Source organism: Myxococcus sp. AM011, from assembly GCF_013372595.1.
Taxonomy (GTDB): Bacteria; Myxococcota; Myxococcia; order Myxococcales; family Myxococcaceae; genus Myxococcus; species Myxococcus eversor.
On record NZ_JABXEM010000063.1, the window covers coordinates 1 to 20937 of the forward strand.

At 70.6% G+C, this 20937-nt stretch carries 11 protein-coding genes and 1 pseudogene; 1 reads left to right on the forward strand and 11 read right to left on the reverse strand.

The features are described from left to right. From HUW62_RS15450 to HUW62_RS15500, 11 genes are all read right to left on the reverse strand, one after another. A partial coding sequence (locus HUW62_RS15450; protein ID WP_176434906.1) for a PAS domain S-box protein occupies positions 1-940 on the reverse strand: 940 nt, incomplete at its 3' end. Further along, positions 937-2376 (reverse strand): sigma-54 dependent transcriptional regulator, encoded by a 1440-nt coding sequence (locus tag HUW62_RS15455; protein ID WP_176434907.1) that lies wholly within the window; start codon positions 2374-2376, stop codon positions 937-939. The genes HUW62_RS15450 and HUW62_RS15455, both read right to left, overlap by 4 nt. A gap of 41 nt (positions 2377-2417) precedes the next feature. Next, positions 2418-4820 (reverse strand): ABC transporter permease, encoded by a 2403-nt coding sequence (locus tag HUW62_RS15460; protein ID WP_176434908.1) that lies wholly within the window; start codon positions 4818-4820, stop codon positions 2418-2420. 22 nt (positions 4821-4842) lie between these two features. After that, positions 4843-5520, reverse strand: coding sequence for an ABC transporter ATP-binding protein (locus HUW62_RS15465; RefSeq protein ID WP_163866132.1), 678 nt, complete (start codon positions 5518-5520; stop codon positions 4843-4845). A gap of 17 nt (positions 5521-5537) precedes the next feature. Further along, a complete protein-coding gene (locus tag HUW62_RS15470) occupies positions 5538-7946 on the reverse strand; it encodes an ABC transporter permease (RefSeq protein ID WP_176434909.1) in 2409 nt (802 codons plus the stop codon). A gap of 7 nt (positions 7947-7953) precedes the next feature. After that, complete coding sequence (locus HUW62_RS15475) at positions 7954-10371, reverse strand: ABC transporter permease (protein WP_176434910.1); 2418 nt, start codon at positions 10369-10371, stop codon at positions 7954-7956. A gap of 12 nt (positions 10372-10383) precedes the next feature. After that, positions 10384-12804: an ABC transporter permease gene (locus HUW62_RS15480; protein WP_176434911.1), complete on the reverse strand. Its 2421-nt coding sequence runs from the start codon at positions 12802-12804 to the stop codon at positions 10384-10386. Between the two features lie 12 nt (positions 12805-12816). Next, a complete protein-coding gene (locus tag HUW62_RS15485; RefSeq protein WP_163866128.1) occupies positions 12817-15237 on the reverse strand; it encodes an ABC transporter permease in 2421 nt (806 codons plus the stop codon). Between the two features lie 85 nt (positions 15238-15322). Next, the gene (locus HUW62_RS15490) at positions 15323-16090 is read right to left on the reverse strand and encodes an ABC transporter ATP-binding protein (protein ID WP_163866127.1); all 768 of its coding nucleotides are present in this window, start codon (positions 16088-16090) and stop codon (positions 15323-15325) included. Beyond that, complete coding sequence (locus tag HUW62_RS15495) at positions 16087-17331, reverse strand: HlyD family secretion protein (protein ID WP_163866126.1); 1245 nt, start codon at positions 17329-17331, stop codon at positions 16087-16089. Before HUW62_RS15495 ends, HUW62_RS15490 begins: the two co-directional genes overlap by 4 nt. Before the next feature lie 188 nt (positions 17332-17519). Beyond that, positions 17520-19100, reverse strand: coding sequence for a DUF5722 domain-containing protein (locus HUW62_RS15500; RefSeq protein WP_255203448.1), 1581 nt, complete (start codon positions 19098-19100; stop codon positions 17520-17522). A 168-nt stretch (positions 19101-19268) separates the two neighbouring features. Between HUW62_RS15500 and HUW62_RS15505 the strand changes: the two are divergent. Beyond that, a pseudogene (locus HUW62_RS15505) lies at positions 19269-20807 on the forward strand (AMP-binding protein); the annotation flags it as partial. Positions 20808-20937 lie beyond the last annotated feature (130 nt).

Consider the following 20937-nt stretch of genomic DNA (forward strand, 5'->3'; position numbering starts at 1 on the left):
GCACCCAGCCGTCCACCTCCACCCCCGCCAGCACCGGGGGCGGCAGGCGCGCCAGTCGCGCATACGCGGACATGAAGCGCGCCAGCGCCTCGGAGCGCCTCGCGACGATGCCCAGGCCGCTCTTCGCGTCGTCCTCCCAGTCCGAGGGACGCGGCTCCATCAACAGCGTGTCGCGCAGCGCCTCCGCGATGGATTGAATTGGCGCCAGCGAGTTGTTGATTTCATGACTCAGCACGCGCACCAGCCGGCGCCACGCCTCGCGCTCCTGCTCGCGCAACGCCAGCCGCAGGTCCGCCAGCACCACCAGGTGATGCGGCAGTCCTCCCTGACGGAAGCCACCGCGCCGCAGCTCGTACGGCCCGCCCTCCTCCGCGAAGGAGCGCGACAACCTCCGAGGCGCCGGGCCTTCCAACAGGTCCGACACCCCCAGCGAGCCGGCACCCTTGCCCATCAACTGCGAGCGTGACTGGCCCAGCAACTTCTCACCCGCGCGATTCACCAGCCGCAGCGTGCCCGCGACATCGAAGGCCAGCACCGTGACGTCGATCTCCTCCATCACCTGCTCGAGCAGCGCTCCCGCCTCCAGCGCCCCCAGCCGCTGCTCACGCAAGGTGTCGCCCAGGGCGTTCACCTCCAGGAGCACCTCGCCCAGCGCATCGCCCACCCGCGCGCCACGCCCGCGCGTCGAGTAGTCACCCTCGCGCAGCGCCGCCAACAGGTTCGCCAGCGCGTGCAGGGGCCGCATCACCCGCTCGCGGACGAGGAGCCCCACGCCGAGGAAGACGCCCACCACCAGCGTCGTCAACGTCCAGCGGACCTTGGACGAGAAGTCTCCCGTCCACACCAGCGCGAGCGAGGCCACTCCCCCGGGCAGGCCCGCCAGCCACGTCAGGGCCAGCACCTGCAGGTCATGTGGCCAGGGCTTGCGCGTACGTCTCACCGGGCTCCCTTGATTCCGTAGTACTGGAGCCGACGGTACAGCGCGCTGCGCGACAGGCCCAGTCCCTTCGCCGCCTCGCTCACGTTGCCCTCGTGCCGCGCCAGCGCGCGCTCGATGAGGTAGCGCTCCACCTCCTCCAGCGTCATCTCCTCCAGCCGCGACATGCCCTCACGCCCCGCCCTGCGCAGGAGCAGGTCCTCCGCCGACACCTCGTCCCCCGCCGCCATCAGCAGCGAGCGCTCCACCGCGTGCTCCAGCTCGCGCACGTTGCCCGGCCACGGATAGGCCAGGAGCGCCTCCAGCGCCCCGGACGTCAGCCGCGCCGCGTTGCGCCCGTAGCGCCTGCCGTGCTCGGCCAGGAAGTGCGACGCGAGCAGGGGGATATCCTCACGACGCTCGCGCAGCGGCGGCAGCGGGACTTCCACCGTGTTGAGGCGGTACAGCAAATCCTCGCGGAAGCGGCCCTCGGTCACCGCCTTGGACAGGTCCACGTTGGTGGCGCTCACCACCCGCACGTCCACCCGCCGCGTCTTGGACGAGCCCACCGGATGCAACTCACCCGTCTGGAGCACGCGCAAGAGCTTCGCCTGCTGCGACAGCGGCATGTTCCCAATCTCATCCAGGAACAGCGTGCCGCCGTCCGCCAGCTCGAAGCAGCCGATACGGTCCGCCTTCGCGTCGGTGAACGCGCCCTTCACGTGGCCGAACAGCTCGCTCTCGAAGACGCCCTCGGACAGTCCGCCGGAGTTGACCGCCACGAAGGCCCGGTCCGCGCGCGTCGAGGACGCATGAAGCAGCCTCGCCACCACCTCCTTGCCCGTGCCGTGCTCGCCCGTCACCAGCACGTTCGCCCCGGACGGCGCCACGCGCTCAATCATCCGGCGCACCGGCATCATGGCGCGCGACTCGGACACCATGGTGGGCAGGCCACCCTGTCCTCGCCGCAGGTGCTGGTTCTCTTCTTCCAGCCGGCGGCTGCGCTTGAGCGCGCGTCCCAGCTCCAGCTGCGTGCGCAGCGTGGCGAGCAGGCGCGTGTTGTCCCACGGCTTCTGCACGTAGTCGCGCGCGCCGCCGCGCATCGCCTCCACCGCGCCCTCCACGCTGCTCCACGCCGTCATCACCACGACGGGCAGCGAGGCGTCCTGCGCGCGGATGCGGCCAAGCAGGTCCATGCCCTCCCGCCCGGACGTGGTGTCCCGCGCGTAGTTCAAGTCCATCAGCACCAGGTCCACGTCCTCGGCTTCCAGCGTGGCGAGCGCTCCCGCGGGCGACTGCGCGGTGACGACTGTGTGGCCGTCCCGCTTCAGCAGCAGGCGCAGGGCCTCCAGCACGTCAGCCTGGTCATCCGCGATGAGGATGCGCGAGGGACGCGCGGCGGCGACGGGCGGGGAGACAGGAGCAGGGTTGATGACAGCGACAGCAAGAGGGTCGGACACGGAGGACATCCCGGAAGAAAGAGTGCCAGAAACGAAGAGGCTCAGCCGCGCCGCAGGACGGAGGCGGGGTCAACGCTGGCCGCCCTGCGCGCCGGAAGCCAGCTCGCCAGCCAGGCGGTGCCCAATAGCAGCAGCGAGACAGAAGCCAAGACCGAAACATCCAACGCGCCCATCCCATAGAGCAGGCCCTCCATGATGCGGTGGGCCGCCAGCGCCCCGAGCAGCCCTAGCACCAGCCCCAGGCCCACCCGCCGCAGCGCCTGTCCCACCACCAGTCGCAGGACGTCCGCCGCGCGTGCGCCCAGCGCCATCCGGATGCTCATCTCCTGCGCGCGCTGGGTCACCGAGTAGGACATCACGCCGTAGATGCCCACCGCGGCCAGCACCAGCGCCAGCACGCCGAAGGCCCCCAGCAACACCGCCCGGAAGCGCGGCTGCCCCAGGTCCATGGACAGCCGCTCCTCCAGCGTGGCCACCTGCGCGAGCGCCACCTGCGAGTCCACCGCGCGCAGCTCCGCGCGCACCACCGCCTCCAGCGCCTGGGGCACGAGGCCCGCCGCCGCCCGCACCGCGAGCTGCCCACCCCCGTACGGCTCCTGCGCCATGGGCCTGTACACCGTGGGCTCATGGCCCGCCTCGATGCCCGCGTATGCGACGTCGCCCACCACGCCCACCACGGTGACCCAGAGCGGGTTGCCGTCCGCGTCGTCACCGCCGAAGGAGACCCGTCGGCCCACCGCGTCCTGGCCGGGGAAGACGTCCCGCGCGAAGCGCTCGCTCACCACCATGACGAGCGGCGCGTTCAGCCCGTCCGAGTCCGCCAGCCCGCGGCCCGCGAGCAGCGGCACACGCAGCGCCTCCAGGAAACCCGGCGTGGCGGTGTTGACCAGCGCGTTGGGGCGAACCGGCGGGTCCTCGGTCCCCTCCAGCCAGTACCCCGAGCGGCGGATGTCGCCTCCCGCCGGAAGGCTCTGCCCCACGCCCACCGCGGCGACCTCGGGACGCGCGGCCAGACGCCTCGTCAGCTCGCGATGGAAGTTCGCCGCCCGCTCGGTGTCGCCGTAGCGCTCCGTCCCCAGCGACAGCCGCGCCACGAAGACGCCCGACGCATCCACGCCCGGGTCCGCCTGGTGCATCCGCCAGAAGCTCTTGAGCATCAACCCCGCGCCGGTGACGAGCATCAGCGCCAGCGCCACCTCGGCCACCACCAGCACCGCGTGCGTGCGCCCCCGCGACGCCTCCGTCGCGCCCCGTCCCAACACCACGCCCGGAGACAACTGGCTGCGTTGCAGCGCGGGCACCAGCCCCACGCCCACACCCGTCGTCAGCGTCACTCCCAGCGCGAAGAGCAGGACGCGGCCGTGCACCACCACCTCATCCGAGCGCGGCAGCCGGTTGCCTCCGAGCATCAACACCAGGTCCGTGGCCCACAGCGCCAGCAGCACGCCCGCCACGCCGCCCAGGAGCGCCAGCAACACGCTCTCAGTGAGCAACTGCCGCACCAGCCGGCCCCGTCCGGCGCCCAGCGCCACGCGGATGCCCAGCTCCCGCTGACGCGCCGCCGAACGCGCGAGCTGGAGGTGCGCCACGTTGGCCGCCGCCAGCATCAACACCAGCGTCACCGCGCCCAGGAGCACCCACAACAGCAGGCTCACGTTCGACGTGAGCTGCTCGCCATAAGTCACCAGCCACAGCGACAGGTTGCGGTCCAACGCGAGCATCTCCTCGCTCATGGCCTTCAGCTCGTGCCGCGCGGACTCCAGCGTGGCCCCGGGCGCCAGCCGGCCCGCCACGATGAAGGCCCGGTCGCCCCGTTCCAGACGCTCCTCCGACAGCGCCGCGCCCGGCTGACTGTCGAACGGGGCCCAGACCTCCGTGGTGAAGCCGAACGTGGTGAAGGACGGCGGCATCACCCCAATCACCGTGTAGGGCTGTCCATCCAGCGTCAGCGTCTGACCGAGCACGCCAGGACTCCCTCCGGTCTTCTGCCACCGCGCATGGGAGAGCACCACCACGCGGGCCTCACGCTCCTCAGGAGCGAAGGTCCTTCCGAGCACGGGCTTCGTCCCGAAGGCGCCGAAGAAGTCTCCCACCACCCACGCGCCTCGCACCTGCTGCGCGTCCCCTTCGCCGGTGAGGTTGAAGAGGTGGCCCGTGTACGCGCTCAACGAGCGAACCTGCGTCATCCGCTTCGCGAGGTCCTCGTAGCTGGGCAGGCTGTAGCGCGGCGGCACCCGCCGGGGCTGCTCCGAGGACATCACCACCAGTCGCTCCGGCTCCGGGAAGGGCAGCGGACGCAGGAGCACCCCGTCCACCACGCTGAACAGCGCCGTCGTCACCCCGATGCCCAGGGCCAGCACCAGCACCGCCGCCACGGTGAAGACGGGCGACTGGCGCATCGTCCGCAGGGCGTACCGCACGTCCATCAACACGTCGCTCAGCATGGTGTCCCTCCCCTCGCCCTGCTCAGGTCTTCTGGAGCCAGCCGTCCGCGAGCTGGATGATGCGGTGGCCGAAGGCCGCGTTGGCCTCCGAGTGCGTCACCTGGATGATGGTGGTGCCCGCTTTGTTGAGCGTCTGGAACACCTCCATGATGTGCTTCGCCTGCTGTGAGTGGAGGTTGCCCGTCGGCTCGTCCGCCAGCAGGATTTTTGGCGAGGCGATGAGCGCGCGGGCGATTCCCACCAGCTGCTGCTGTCCACCGGAGAGCTGCGAGGGGAACAGGTCCTTCTTCCCCACCAACTGGAAGCGGTCCAGCATGTCCCCCACCAGCGCTTCGCGCTCGCCGCGCTTGAGGTTGCGGTAGGACAGCGGCACCTCCAGGTTCTCCGCCACCGTGAGGTTGTCGAGCAGGTGGTACTGCTGGAAGACGAAGCCGATGGTGCGCCGGGACAGCTCGCCGCGCTCCTTCGGCTTCATCGCGTGCACGGCCTGACCGTCCAGCACGTACTCGCCCTTCCACTCGGCGTCGAGCATGCCCAGCACGGCCAGCAGCGTGGACTTGCCCGCGCCGGACGGGCCCATCAGCGTGACGAACTCGCCCGGTTGGATATCCAGGTCGATGTTGCGCAGCACCCAGCTGCGGCCCCCGGCCAGCGGGTAGGACTTCTCGACCTGACGCAAGGAGATGAGAGGTGAGGACATGAGAGGTGCTTTCGTGCTCACTCGGAGCGCAAGGAAACGATGGGGTCCACGCGAGAGGCTCGCCGCGCCGGCAGCCACGTCGCCAGCAACGTCACTCCGCCCAGGAGCACCGCCACCGCCGTGAAGGTCCACGGGTCATACGCCGTCACGCCGTACAACATGCTGCCCAGGAAGCGGGCCAGGCCCAGCGACATCACCAGCCCCACCGCCACGCCCAGCCCCGCCAGCTTCAAGCCCTGTCGCAACACCATCACCAACACGTCGGAGCTGGCCGCCCCCAGCGCCATGCGGATGCCCATCTCCCGCGTGCGCCGCGTCACCGAGTAGCCCACGACGCCGGCGATGCCCAGCGCGGCCAGCAACAGCGCCGTGCCAGCGAACAATCCCATCAACAGGGCCGACAGGCTGCGCGAGCTGATGGACTCGTCCACCAACTGCGTCAGCGGCGCCACGTTGAACAGGGGCACGTCCGCGTCCACCCCGCGCAGCTCCGCTTCGATGGACGCGCGCAGCGCCTCCGGGGCTCCTGCCTTCGCCCGGACCACCAGGCTCAGGTACGACGCGGGCGCCGCGGGCAGCGACCAGTAGGCCGCGGGCCGCGCGGGCGAGGACAGGCCCCACTCGCGCATGTCCTCGACGATTCCCACCACCGTCGACCATTGCGTCATCGGCTCCAGCGACAGCCGCTGGCCCAGCGCGTTGCCCTTCGGCCAGTACACGTCCGCGAAGCGCCTGTTGATGACGACCTCTGGAATCCCGCCCACCTCGCCGAGGCCCTGGTGCAGGCGGCCCTGGTACAGCTTCACGCCCAGCGTGCTCAGGTAGCCCGGGCTCGCCAGCCGGAACTCCACCGCGGGCAACAGCTCGCCCTTCACCTCGGGCCGGCTCTCGAACTCCAGGCCGCTCGTGGAGATGCCTCCCAGGGGCAGGAGATTCGTGAGCCCCACCGACTCCACGCCGGGCAGGGCCTCCAGGCGCTCCAGCAAGTCCCGCTGGAACGCCAGCTTGCGCGCGGGCTCCGAATAGCGCGCGTCCGGCAGCACCAATTGACCGGTGAGCACCCCCACCGGCTTGAAGCCCGCGTCGACGCCGCGCAGCGCGAGCAGGCTCTTCATGAACAGGCCCGCGCCCACCAGCAGCATCAGCGCGAAGGCCACCTGCGCCACCACCAGCCCCGAGCGCAGCCGCCCTGAGCGCCCGCCCTCCGTGCCGCGCGAGCCCTCGCGCATCGTCGCGTTCAGGTCCACGTGGCTCGACTGGAGCGCGGGCACCAGGCCGAACACCAGGCCGGTGAACACGGAGACGCCCATCGTGAAGAGCACCGACGTCACGTCCAGCTTCACGTGCGACATGCGCGGCAGCCCGTCTCCCATGAAGGCCAGGAGCGCATCCGTGCCCCACAGCGCCAGGAGCAACCCCAGCGCTCCGCCCACCAGCGACAGCACCAGGCTCTCGGTGAGGAACTGCGCCACCAGCCGGCCTCGGCTCGCGCCCAGCGCCGCGCGGATGGACACCTCGCGCTCACGGGCCGCCGCTCGGGCCAGCAGGAGGTTCGCCACGCTGCCGCACGCCACCAGCAGCACGCAGCCCACCGCGCCCAGCAGGAGCCACAGCGTGCCGCGCACGTTGCCCACCAGCTTGTCCTCCAGCGAGGTGACGCGGATGGACCAGCCGATGCCGCTGTAGCGAGGCTCCACCGCCTGCATGTCGCGGGCGACTCGCGCCATGTCCGCGCGCGCCTGCTCCAGCGTCACACCCGGCTTCATCCGCGCCAGAGAGAACAGGTAGCGCATGGTGCGCTGCGAGGCATGCTCCGGCGGCGGAGTGAAGGGCACGTAGAGGTCAGTGCTCTCTGGATGCGCCACGCCTCGGGGCAGCACGCCCACCACCGTGTAGGGCTTGCCGTCGAGCTGCATCGTCTTGCCCAGCACCCCCGGGTCCTCCGCGAAGTTCGCGCGCCACACCTTGTGCGTCAGCACCACCACCGGGTCCCCACCGGGTGAGGCCTCCGCCTCGGTGAAGCCTCGCCCCAGCATCGGCGTCACGCCGAGCGTGGTGAACAACGTGGCGGTGCCATGCACCACGCCGAAGCGCTGCGCGGCGCCGCCACCCGTCAGCGTCATGTCCCGCCAGGTGTACGCCGCCACCGAGCTGAAGACGCTCGGCAGGGTGCTGAAGTCCCGGTACTCGGGCGTGGAGATGGAGATGCCCTCCAGGTCCGCCGCCTGGATGTCATTGGACAGGGTGACCAGGCGCTCGGGCTCCGCGAGCGGGGGCGGCGTGAGCAGCACGCCGTTCACCACGCTGAACACCGCGCTGTTGGCGCCGATGCCCAGCGCGAGCGCCAGCACCGCCACCAGCGTGAAGCCCGGGCTCGCGCGCAGCGAGCGCAGGGTGAAGCGAAGGTCTCGAAGGAGCGTTTCCATCCCGTGCCTAGTCCGCCCGGAGGGCGATGATGGGGTCCACGCGCGTCGCACGTCGCGCCGGCAGCCACGTCGCCAGCAACGCCACCGCGCTCAGCAGCGCCGCCACTCCCGCGAAGGTCCACGGGTCATACGCCGTCACGCCGTACAGCAGCGTCCGCAACAGGTGCGCGAGTCCCAGCGACAGCCCCAGGCCCAGCAGCACGCCCAGCCCCGCCAGCTTCACGCCCTGGCGCAGCACCAGCACCAGCACGTCCGACTTCGCCGCGCCCAGCGCCATGCGGATGCCCATCTCCCGCGTGCGCTGCGCCACCGAGTAGCCGATGACGCCCGCCAGCCCGAGCGACGCCAGGAGCAGCGCCGTGCCCCCGAACAGGCCCATCAGCAACGCGGCCAGCCGTCGCGAGCCGATGGACTCGTCCACCAGTCGCGTCAGCGGCGCGACACCGAACAGCGGAACGTTCCGGTCCACCTCGCGCAGCGCCGCCTCGACACCGCCGCGCAGCGACTCCGGGTTGCCCGCCTTGGAGCGGATGGCGAGCGCCAGGTTCGCGCCACCGAGCTGCGCGAGCGAGTAATACGCCATGGGCACCATCGGCTTGTCCAAGGACCACTCTCGCGCGTCCTCGACGATGCCCACCACCGTGGCCCACTGCGCATCGGGACGGTTCAGTCGCAGTCGCTGCCCCAGCGCGTTGCCCTGGGGCCAGTACCCGTCCGCGAAGGTCTTGTTGATGAGCACCGCCCACGCCGCGCCCGGACCGTCCGTCTCCTCCAGCAGGCGTCCCTCGCGCAGCTTCAGGCCCAGCGTGCGCGGGTAGTCGGGGCTGACGGTGCGCAGTTGCACCGCGGGCCACACCTCGTCGGGCCCCTTCGTGCGGCCGTCGATGGCGAAGCCGAACGTCATCGAGCGCCCCAGGGGTAGGAGATTCGTGAAGCCCACGGACTCCACGCCGGGCAACGCCTGGAGCCGCCCCAGCAGCTCGCGCTGGAAGGTGCCCTGGCGCTCGGGCGTGTCGTAGCTCGTGCCCGGCAGCGAGAGCTGCGCGGTGAGCACACCCTCCGGCTTGAAGCCCGGGTCCACCGACAGCAGCACCAACAGGCTCCTGCCGAAGAGGCCCGCGCCCACCAGCAGCACCAGCGCGAAGGCCACCTGCCCCACCACCAGCCCCGAGCGAAGCCGTCCCGAGCGTCCCCCCGCCGTGCCTCGAGAATTCCCGCGCATGGCCGCGTTCAGGTCCGCGCGGCTCGCCTGGAGCGCTGGCACCAGCCCGAAGAGCAACCCCGACAACAGACTCACCCCACCGGTGAACAGTAACGAGCGCGTGTCCAGGCTGACGTCCGCCGCGCGCGGCAGGCTCTCTCCCACCAGCGCCAGCAACACGTCCGTGCCCCACATCGCCAGCAGCAGCCCGAGCGCGCCGCCCACCAGGGACAGCAACAGGCTCTCGGTGAGGAACTGCGCCACCAACCGTCCACGGCCCGCGCCCAGCGCCGCGCGGATGGACACCTCGCGCTCACGGGCCGCCGCGCGCGCCAGCAGGAGGTTGGCCACGCTGCCACACGCCACCAGCAGCACGAAACCCACCGCGCCCAGGAGGAGCCACAGCGTGCCGCGCACGTCGCCCACCACCTCGTCCTCCAGCGACTTCAGGCCGATGGTGCGCTTGCCCTGTGCGTACTTTGGATGCGTCCGCGCCAGCGCCTGGGACACACGGGCCAAATCCGTCGCCGCGGTCTCCATCGTCACGCCGGGCTTCAGCCGCGCGATGACCTCCAGGAAGCGCGTGTCGCGCTTGTCCTCGGAGGCCAGGTCCGCCGAGGGCGCGAAGGGCTTGTAGAGGTCCGTACCCGCCGGGTACGTCACGCCGCGAGGCAGCACGCCCACCACCGTGTACGGCTCGCCGTCAAGCTGGAGCGTGCGCCCCAGCACGCCCGGGTCTTGCGAGAAGTGGGTGCGCCACGTCTGGTGCGTGAGCATCACCACCCTGTCGTTGCCAGCCGTCTCCTCGTCCCGCGTGAAGTCGCGCCCCAGCGCGGGCCGCACGCCCAGCGTCGGGAAGAAGGTCGCGGTGGCCTCCACCACGCGCAGGTGCTGCGGTGTGTCCACGCCCGTCAACGTCACGTCGTCATCGGCGAAGGCGGCGACCGAGGAGAAGACGCTCGGCAGCTCCGCGTACTCCCGGTACTCCACCACCGAGGACGACAGTCCCTTGCGCCCCGCCCGGCCGAAGTCGTTCGACACGTCCATCAGCCGGTCCGGCTCGGCGAAGGGCGGCGGCCTCAAGAGGACGCCATTCACCACGCTGAAGACCGCGCTGTTCGCGCCGATGCCCAGTGCCAGCGCAAGCACCGCCACCAGCGTGAAGCCAGGGCTCTTGCCCAACGTGCGCAGCGCGTACCGCAGGTCCTGAAGGAAGGTCTCCATCGACGCGCGCTCCTACTCCGCCTTCAAGGCGATGATGGGGTCTACCCGCGTCGCGCGGTGCGCCGGCAGCCATGCGGCTCCCAGGGCCACGCCGCCCAACAACGTCGCCACTCCCACGAAGGTCCAGGGGTCGTACACCGTCACGCCGAACAGCAGGGTGCTCAACAGCCGCGCCAGCCCCAGCGAGAGCAGCAGGCCCACCACCACGCCCAGCCCCGCCAGCCGCACGCCCTGGCCCAGGACCAGCGCCAGCACATTCCGCCGCGTCGCGCCCAGCGCCATCCGGATGCCCATCTCCCGCGTGCGCTGCGCCACCGCGTAGCCGATGACGCCGGAAATCCCCAAGGCCGCCAACAGCAGCGCGGTGCCCGCGAACAGCCCCATCAACAGCGCCGACAGTCGCCGCGAGCTGATGGAGTCATCCACCAGCTTCATCATCGGCGTCACGTTGAACAGCGGGAGGTTGCCGTCGAGCGCGCGCACCTCGGACTCGAGCGCCGTGCGAAGCGACTCCGCGTGGATGTCCTTCGCGCGCACCACCAGGTTGATGTTGTTGAGGGACACCTGCGCCGCCGAATAGTACGCCGTCGGGCGCGCGGGCTTGTCCAGGCCCCACTCGCGCACGTCATCCACGACGCCCACCACCGTGGTCCACTGGGAGTTTGTCCGCCGCAATTTCAGGCGTTGCCCCAGCGCCCCTCCTCGCGGCCAGTAGAGGTCCGCGAAGGTCTTGTTGATGACCACCGCCCACGGCGCCTCGGAGCTGTCCGTCGCCTGCAACATGCGCCCATCTCGCAGCCGCACTCGCAACGTGCGCAGGTAGTCCTCGCTGACGAAGCGGGTCTCCACGGCGGGCCACACCGTGTCCGGCGCCCGCGTGCGTCCCTCGATGTCGAAGCCGATGTCCGTCCGGCCGCCCAGGGGCAGCTTGTTCGTCACTCCCGCGGACTCCACGCCGGGCAGCGCGTGGATGCGGCCCAGCAGCTCGCGCGTGAAGGTCTCGCTCCGGCGTGACTCCGAGTAGGTCTCCCGAGGCAGGGCGATGCTCGCGGTGAGCACTCCTTCCGGCGTGAAGCCCGCCTCCACGTCGCTCAGCGCCAGGAAGCTCTTGCCGAAGAGGCCCGCGCCCACGAGCAACACCAGCGCGAAGGCCACCTGGCCCACCACCAGCCCCGAGCGAAGCCGTCCCGAGCTTCTCCCCGCCGTGCCTCGCGAGCCCTCGCGCATCGTCGCGTTCAGGTCCGCGCGGCTCGCCTGGAGCGCGGGCACCAGTCCGAAGAGCAGTCCCGACAGCAGGCTCACCCCACCGGTGAACACCAGCGAGCGCGCATCCAGGCTGACGTCCGCCGCGCGCGGCAGGCTCTCACCCACCAACGCCAGCAACACGTCCATGCCCCACATCGCCAGCAGCAGCCCGAGCGCGCCGCCCGCCAGGGACAGCAGCAGGCTCTCCGTGAGGAACTGCGCCACCAACCGTCCACGGCCCGCGCCCAGCGCCGCGCGGATGGACACCTCGCGCTCTCGGGCCGCCGCTCGGGCCAACAGGAGATTCGCCACGCTGCCACACGCCACCAAGAGCACGAAGCCCACCGCGCCCAGCAGGAGCCACAGCGTGCCGCGCACGTTGCCCACCACCTCGTCCTCCAGCGACTTCACGGTGATGGCCCAGCCTCCGCCCTGGTAGTCCTTCGCGTGCAAGGCCTCCATCTCCCGAGCCACCCGCGCCAGGTCCGCGCGCGCCGTCTCCAGCGAGATGCCTGGCTTCAGCCGCGCCACCACGCCAAGGAAGTGATTGGCGCGCGCCGCCTGCGAGGACTGCTCCGCGTTCGGAGGAAAGGGCACGTACACATCCGTGCCCACCGGGTACTCCACGCCGGGCGGCAGCACGCCCACCACCGTGTACGCGTGGCCGTCGAGCCGAAGCTCGCGGCCCAACACCTTCGGGTCCCGCGCGTAGCGCGTGCGCCACGTCTTGTCCGTCAGCACCACCACCCGCTCCTGGCCCGGCGTCTCCTCGTCCTGGGTGAAGGCGCGACCGAGCACCGGCGACACGCCCAGCGTGGAGAAGAGCGAGGCCGTGGAGAGCGTCATGTGGAGCCGCTCCGGCACATCGCCCCCGGTGAGCGTGACGTCGTCCTCGACGTAGGCCCCCACCGATGCGAAGACCTTCGGCATCTCGCGGTAGTCCAGGTACTCGGGCACGGACACCGGGATGTCCTTCGCATCCGCCATGAGGTAGTTGCCCCACACATGGACCAGGCGGTCCGGCTCGGCGAAGGGCGGTGGCCTCAACAGCACGCCGTTCACCACGCTGAAGACCGCGCTGTTCGCGCCGATACCCAGCGCGAGCGCCAGCACCGCCACCAGCGTGAAGCCGGGGCTCTTGCCCAGCGTGCGCAGCGCGTACCGCAGGTCCTGAAGGAAGGTCTCCATCGACGCGCGCTCCTACTCGGCCTTCAAGGCGATGATGGGGTCCACCCGCGTCGCGCGGTGCGCCGGCAGCCACGTCGCCCCCAGGGCCACCGCGCTCAACAGCGCCGCCACTCCCGCGAAGGTCCACGGGTCATACGCCGTCACGCCGTACAACATCGTGCTCAGGAGCCGCGCCAGCACCAGCGACAACACCAGGCCCAGACCCACGCCCAACGCCGCCAGCTTCACGCCCTGGCGCAGCACCAGCACCAGCACGTCCGACTTCGCCGCGCCCAGCGCCATCCGGATGCCCATCTCCCGCGTGCGCTGCGCCACCGAGTAGCCAATGACGCCCGAGATTCCGAGCGCCGCCAGGAGCAGCGCCGTGCCCGCGAACAGGCCCATCAACAGCGCCGTCAGCCTGCGCGAGACGATGGACTCGTCCACCAACCGCACCATGGACGTCACCTTGAACAGGGGCAGGTTGCCGTCGAGCGCGCGCACCTCGGACTCAATCGCCGTGCGCAGGGACTCCGGCTCGCCCGCCTTCACGCGCACCGCCAGGTAGATGTGGGTGAGGGGCACCTGCAGCGCCGAGTAGTACGCCGTCGGGCGCGCGGGCGTGTCCAGGCCCCACTCGCGCAGGTCGTCGACGATGCCCACCACCGTGGTCCACTGGGCGTCGGACTGATGCAGCTTCACTCGCTGGCCCAGCGCGTCCCCCTTCGGCCAGTAGAGGTCCGCGAACGTCTGATTGATGACCACCGCCCACGCCGCGTCCGGTCCGTCCGTCTCCTGGAGCATGCGCCCGTCGCGCAGCCGCACCTTGAGCGTGCGCAGGTAGTCAGCACTGGCGAAGCGCGACTCCACCGCGGGCCACATCTCCCCCGCCGCCCGCGTCCGCCCCTCCACGTCGAAGCTGATGTTCGTCTTGCCGCCCAGCGGCAACAGGTTCGTCACTCCCGCGGACTCCACGCCGGGCAGCGCCTGGACGCGGCGGAGCAGCTCCTGCTGGAAGGCCCGCTGGTCCTCCGGCTTCGCGTAGCTCGTGGCCGGCAACGCGAGCCGGCCGGTGAGCACTCCCTCCGGCACGAAGCCCGCCTCCACATGGGTCAGCGCCTGGAAGCTCCGGAGGAAGAGACCCGCGCCCACCAGCAGCACCAGCGCGAACGCCACCTGCCCCACCACCAACCCCGCGCGCAGCCGGCCCGCCTTGCCACCCTCCGTCCCGCGAGAGCCCTCGCGCATCGTCGAGCTCAGGTCCACGCGGCTCGCCTGGAGCGCCGGCACGAGCCCGAAGCCGATGCCCGTGAGCACGGAGAGTCCCGCGGTGAAGAGCACCGAGGAGACGTCCAGTCCCACCGCCGCCGCGCGAGGCAGCCCGTCTCCCACCATCGCCACCAGCGCGTCCGTGCCCCAGATGGCCAGGAGCAACCCCAGCCCACCGCCCGCTGCCGCCAGCACCAGGCTCTCGGCGAGGAACTGCGCCACCAGTTGTCCCCGCCCCGCGCCCAGCGCCGCGCGGATGGACACCTCACGCTGACGCGCCGTCGCCCGGGCCAGGAGCAGGTTCGCCACGCTGCTGCACGCCACCAGCAACACGAAGCCCACCGCGCCCAGGAGGAGCCACAGCGTCCCGCGCACCCGGCCCACCACCTCGTCCTCCAGCGACTTCACGGAGATGGTCCAGCCGTAGCCCTTGTAATACTCCTCGTACAGGGTCTCCATCTCCCGCCCCAGCCGGTCCATGTCCGCCTGCGCCGCCTCCAGCGTCAGGCCTGGCTTCAGCCGCCCCACCACGCTGAGGAAGCGGTAGCCGCGAGAGACCGCCGACGCCCGCTCCTGCGTGGGCGCCAGGGGCGCGTACAGGTCCGTGTCCGCCGGGTACTCGACGCCGGGCGGCAGCACGCCCACCACCGTGTACGTGTCCCCGTCGAGCCGCAGCTCACGGCCCAGCACGCCCGGGTCCTGCGCGAAGCGCGTGCGCCACGTCTTGTGCGTCAACACGAGCACCTTGTCGCGCCCCAGCGTCTCCTCCTCCTCGGTGAAGCCGCGGCCCAGCACCGGCGCCACGCCCAGCGTGGGGAACAGAGAGGCCGTGGAGAGCGTCATCTGGAGCCGCTCCGGCGCGTCGCCCCCGGTGAGCGTGACGTTGCTCGCATCGAAGGCCGCCAGCGAGCTGAAGGCCCTGGGCATCGTGAGGTAGTCCCGGTACTCGGGCACCGACACGACGATGTCCTTGATGTTCGCCTTGGCGTAGTTGCCCCAGAGGTGGACCAACCGCTCCGGCTGGGCGAAGGGCGGCGGCTTGAGCAGCACGCCATTCACCACGCTGAAGACCGCGCTGTTCGCGCCGATGCCCAACGCCAGCGCCAGCACCGCCATCAGCGTGAAGCCCGGGCTCTTGCGCAACGAGCGCACCGCGTAGCGGACATTCTGGAGGAAGGTTTCCACGACGACTCCGGTGATTCAGGACGCACGCCTCCCGAGGGCCGCCCCGCCAGGAGCGACCCGGGCGAGGCCCGCGAGAGGAGAAGGGTTAGCGGCGCTGCTCGTCCTGGACGACGCGACCGTCGAAGAGGCTCACCGTGCGCGTGGCGACTCGCGCGTGCGCCGGGTCGTGCGTCACCATGCAGATGGTGGCCCCGGCCTTGTGCAGCTCGGACAGCAACTGCATCACCGCCTCGCCGTTCTTCGAATCCAGGTTACCGGTGGGCTCGTCCGCCAGGAGGATGAGCGGGTCTCCGGCCACGGCGCGCGCCACGGCGACACGCTGCTGCTGACCGCCGGAGAGCTGCCCCGGCATGTGCCGCGCGCGGTGCGCCATGCCCACCTTGTCCAGCGCCTTCTCGACCCGCTGCTTGCGCTCGGCGGCGGGCATGCCCCGGTACGTCAGGGGAAGCTCCACGTTCTCGAACACCGTCAAATCGCCGATGAGGTTGAAGCTCTGGAAGATGAAGCCGATGTGCCGGTTGCGCACCAGCGCCCGGTCCGACGCGGACAAGTCCAGCACGCTCTTGCCGTCGAGCAGGTACGTGCCCCGCGTCGTCGTGTCGAGCAACCCCAGCACGGCGAGCAGCGTGGACTTGCCGGAGCCCGAGGGACCGACAATCGCCACCCACTCACCCTGGCGGATGTTGAGGTGGATGTTGGAGAGCGCGTGCGTCTCCACCTCCTCCGTCTCGAAGACCTTCGTCAATCCTTCCAGCGTGATGAGGGACTTGCCCGTCTCCACCTTGGCCGCACCCGCCAACACCGCCGCGTCCTCGGAAGCAGGCGTCTCCGCATTGTTGTTCGTCGTCATCATCGCAGCCTCACCCGCTCGACCGCATCCCACGCGGCCATGTCCGACAGCACCACCTGGTCACCTTCCGCGAGGCCCTGCAGCACCTCCACGGCATTCACCGAGCCCCGGCCCAACTGCACCGGCACCCGGACCGCCTCGTCACTGCCCGGCATCAACCGGAAGAGCGACATCGTCCCGTTGGGCTGCGCACCGGCCGGGCGCCCCACCGACAGCACGTTGCCCAACCGCTCGAGCTCCACGGTGCCCTCCACCGTGAGGTCGGGCCGCGCGCCCTTGGGCAGCTCGTCGGGGAGCGACACCTCCACCCGCACCGTGCCCTGGCTCGCCGCCGGCGCCACGCGCGCCACCGTGCCCTCCACCACCCCGTTGCGCGTGTCCACCAGCGCCTTCTGGCCCTGGACGATGTCGCGCGCCTGCGTCTCGGCGATGCGCAGCTCCGCCTTGAGCCGCTCCGGCTTGACGACCTTCGCCAGCAGCACGCCCGGCGTCACCCACTGACCCAGCTCCAGCGGAAGCTCCTGCAGCACTCCATCCTCCCCGGCGAGCACCTTCATGGACTCCACCTGGGTACGACGGAAGCGGGCCACCGCTTTCAAACGTTCCACCTGTCCCTGCAAAGCGACGAGCTGGTCCTTCATGCTGGCGGCGACGACGGACAGCTTCTTGCGCTCCAGCTCCAGCCGGCGCGTCATCTCGCCCGCCCGCTCGCCCGCCTGCCGCGCATCGAGCGCGGGGATGAGGTCCTTCTCGACGAGGGAGGCGTCGGCGGTGGCGCGGCGCTCGGCGTTGGAGGACTCGGCGACGAGGGTGGCGACTGCGGCCTCCTGCGCCAGCCGCTGCGTCTCCAGCGTCATCCGCATCTGGATGTACTCCGCCTCGGCGCTGGCGAGCTGCCGCTCCGCCTCCAGCATCTGGAGCTGCACGTCCGGGTTGGCCAGCTCCATCAGGAGCGTGTCCGCCTTCACCGTCGCGCCCGGCCGCACGTGGATGCGCTCCACCCGGCCCGCCGTGTCCGCCGTCAGCCAGCGGATGTACTCGGGAACCAGCGTGCCCGCGCCCTTCACCTGGCGCACCATGGGGCCGCGCTTCACCGTGTCCAGCCACACCGAGGCCCGGTCCACCGAAGGCGCCGCCGGCCGCAGCCGACCCAGACCCACGGTGACGAGGATGAGCGCGAACGCACCACCAATGGCGAGCAACCAGGGCTTGCGGCGAGGCTTTTTTGCTTTGGGAATGTCCACGGGCCACCCCTAGAGCGAGCCGCGTGCCAACCGTTTCACGCGACCCAACCCCAGGGAATTGCTCGGAACACCCCTACCCCCTCCCCTGGGTGTGCCCGGTTCCGCGAAGTGATGTCCCAGAAGCGGACAACGCTCCGGCCGAGCGGATCAACCCGCCCGGCCTCCAGGCACCCGGACCGGGTTCACCGTCAGGGGAACGCGTAGCCCAACAGCTGCTCTGTCACCTGGCCCTCGCAGTTCGACGCGGGGGAGACGAAGTGGTCCTTCCCCTGGCCCAGGTTGCACCGGTACAGCGGCACCGTGCCCGCCACCTGCGTCGTGTGGATGTAGCCCACCGGCCCCAGGGGCAGGAGGCCCTCACAGCCCACGTCCGGGCTGAGCAGGTTGTGGTTGCCCACGCGGCACTCGTACAGCATCCGCGTGCCCGGCACGGCGTCACGCCACAGCCGCCACGAGGACTCCTGCCGGAAGCCCGGAGGCAACAGCCGCGACGACGCCCAGTGGCCTCGCGTGGCGTGGTAGCCCCGGCGCAGCCGCGTGTACGGCAGCTCCTCGAAGCCGCAGGAGAGCTGGGGCGGATTCAAGTCATCGCGGTTGGCCAGCGCCCACGTGCTCCATGACGGCTTCGCGCTTCCATCGACCCGGCGCAGCCCGAGCGCCAGTCCGCCCTCCGCCGCGTTGTCGTGCATGCGGTGGTAGATGTAGCTCTCGATGCCGGGCGTCCCCAGCACGTTGCGGAACGAGTCGCACACGGCCGTCTGCTGCGCGGCCTCCGACGACTGCGGCGTGCCGGAGTGGATGCCGCTCTCCGTGAGCTGGATTTCCCACGCGTGCGGCCGGGTGGGGAACGTCTTGCGCAGCCAGCCCGCCAGCACGCCCAGGTTGCCGTACGTCACGCGCGGATAGTCATCCGCGGAGAACTGGGGACGGAACAAGTCCGGCGCATAGGGATGGTACGCCACGCGCCACGCCCGCGAGCCCACGCGCGCCGCGAAGCCGTTCAAGAAGGTCGTGGCGGACAACGTCGGACTGCTCGCGCCGGGCGCGTCCAGCTCCACGCCGAAGTGGTGCGTCAGCGAGATGAGCACCTTCGCCGCCGACTGCCACGTCATCACCTGGTCATAGGCCGCGTTGTAGCTGGCCGCGTACGTGTCCAGCCACGCCGCCGTGTTGCACGCGCCCGCGCCCTGGCCACAGCCGATGTCGAACCAGTCGTTGGAGTTGACCTCGTTGTGGATGACGAAGTCGGCGACGCGGCCATGGCCGTTGAGCCCGTTGTAGCGCTGCGCGAGCAGGCCCACGAAGCGGCCGTAGTCCGCGGCGTTGTTGGGCGCGCAGAAGATGTCGAAGCCCGCCGCCGCCGGTGTGCACGTGCGCCCCGCGCGCGCCCACGCGGGCACGCCGTACACCACCGCCGTCACCACCACGCCGCGCGCCGTCCACTCGCGGATGGCCGCGTCCACGCTCGCATCCACCGCGAAGCAGTGCCCCGCATACTCCACGCGCCCTCCGGTACACGGCGGCGCCTGCACCGACGGCTCCCACGAGGCCCACACCAGGTTCATCGCCACGCCGCCGGTGTTGTTTCCCGCGAGCTCGTCGTAGCTGGGCCAGAAGTCCGGCTGCACACCCTTCAGGCGATACGCGGTGCGCGTCGGATACGGCAGGTTCGCCTCCGCGAGCGCTGGCGACAACAGCCCCGCCACCAGCAGCACCACGGCCAATGCCGGCCCCAACGTCCAACGTCCACCACACAGTCCTTCACGCAAGTGACACCTCCCGTGCGCGTCGAGCCTTCCGAGGACCCACTCCCTGTCTCGCGTCCTCAGGCCAACTCAACGAGTTAGTCAGACTATGCAGTTAAAGCCACTCTTTGCCGTCAAAATTGACTCACAGCTTGTCCAGTTTGGAAGTGAGGGAAGTAGTCTGCGCGGCTCATGTCTTCGTCCCTCCTCGAAACCTTCCTGGACCACGCCCACGGCGCGCCGGGGCGGCCGTTCCTCACGTTCGAGCGTGAATCGACTTCCTACGGCGAGCTGGCCGAGCACATCGCGGCCTTCGCGAAGGGCATGCGTCAGCGCGGCCTGCAGCCGGGCGAGCGCGTGGCGCTCTTCCTGGAGAACAGCCCGCAGTTCATCGTCGCCTACCTGGGTGTGCAGCACGCGGGCTGCGTCGTGGTGCTCGTCAACACGGCGTATCGCCAGGTGGAGCTGGCCCACATCCTCGCGGACGCGGAGGTCCACACCTGCGTCACCGGCGCGTCGGGGGTGGCGGAGCTGATTCCGCTCAAGGACCAGCTCCCGTCGCTGCAATGGCTCGTCACCGTGGAGCCGACCACCGTCACGCCGCCGGCCTCGTTGGAGGTCATCGACTTCGACGCGCTGCTGGAGGAGGGCGCGACGTCACCGGTGGCGCTCGCGCTGCCGCGTCCGGAGGACCTGGCGGTGCTGGGCTACACGTCCGGGACGACGGGCCGCTCCAAGGGCGCCATGCTGCTGCACCGCAACCTGCTGGCCAACGTGAAGGCCGTCACCGAGGCGTGGCGCTGGACGGCGGCGGACCGGCTGCTGCTCGCCCTGCCGTTGTTCCACACGCACGGCCTCATGGTGGGCCTGCACGGCACGCTGTACACCGGCTCGAGCCTGGAGCTGCACCGACGCTTCGTGGCCACGGACGCGCTGGCGACGTTGCGCGATGACGCCTCGCTGACGATGTTCTTCGGGGTGCCTACCATGTACGGCAGACTGCTGGAGGAGTCGCGGCGCACGGGCGTGAAGCCCCGCGAGCTGCGCCTGTGGGTCTCCGGCTCCGCGCCCTTGAGTCCCCAGCTCTTCCACGACATCGAGAAGGACTTCGGCACGCGCATCCTCGAGCGCTACGGGATGACGGAGACCATCATGAACACCACCAACCCGTATGACGGCGAGCGCCGTCCGGGCACGGTGGGCTTCCCCTTCCCGGGCCAGGAGGCGCGCGTCGTCGACGTGCGCACGCGCCGCCACCTGCCCCAGGGCGAGATGGGGGAAATCGAGGTCCGCGGCCCCCACGTCTTCGCGGGCTACTGGCGAAGGCCCGATGCCACGTCGGAGTCCTTCGACTCGGAGGGTTGGTTCCGCACCGGAGATTTGGGCGAGCTGGACGCGGACGGCTACCTGCGCATCACCGGGCGGGCGCGCGAGCTCATCATCAGCGGCGGCTTCAACGTGTACCCGCGCGAGGTGGAGGAGGTGCTCGCCACGCACCCGGGCGTGGCCGAGGTCGCCGTGCTGGGCCTTCCGGACGCGGACTATGGCGAGCAGGTGGTGGCCGTCGTGGTACCCCCACCCGGCATGCACGCCCCGGATGCGCAGGCCCTGGTGGATTGGTGTAAGGACAGGCTCGCCAGCTTCAAGAAACCCCGTCGCGTCGTCTTCATGGACTCGCTGCCTCGCAACGCGCTGGGCAAGGTCCAGAAACACCTGCTGAGAGCCCGACTGCGGTGAGACTCCTGGTCCGCAACATTCCGAACACACCGCGCTCAATTCCGTGGCTTGCGCCGGCCCGTGTCCTACCGTCCCGCCCTGGGATGGCGGCAGCCGGAATGGCCCGGCTGAGCAAGACCCCGGG

Excerpts from the sequence above, each read along its gene's own strand:
- HUW62_RS15460 (WP_176434908.1), bottom strand. The coding sequence starts at position 4,820 with ATGCTGAGCGACGTGTTGATGGACGTGCGGTACGCCCTGCGGACGATG.
- HUW62_RS15465 (WP_163866132.1), bottom strand. The coding sequence starts at position 5,520 with ATGTCCTCACCTCTCATCTCCTTGCGTCAGGTCGAGAAGTCCTACCCG.
- HUW62_RS15470 (WP_176434909.1), bottom strand. The coding sequence starts at position 7,946 with ATGGAAACGCTCCTTCGAGACCTTCGCTTCACCCTGCGCTCGCTGCGC.
- HUW62_RS15475 (WP_176434910.1), bottom strand. The coding sequence starts at position 10,371 with ATGGAGACCTTCCTTCAGGACCTGCGGTACGCGCTGCGCACGTTGGGC.
- HUW62_RS15480 (WP_176434911.1), bottom strand. The coding sequence starts at position 12,804 with ATGGAGACCTTCCTTCAGGACCTGCGGTACGCGCTGCGCACGCTGGGC.
- HUW62_RS15490 (WP_163866127.1), bottom strand. The coding sequence starts at position 16,090 with ATGATGACGACGAACAACAATGCGGAGACGCCTGCTTCCGAGGACGCG.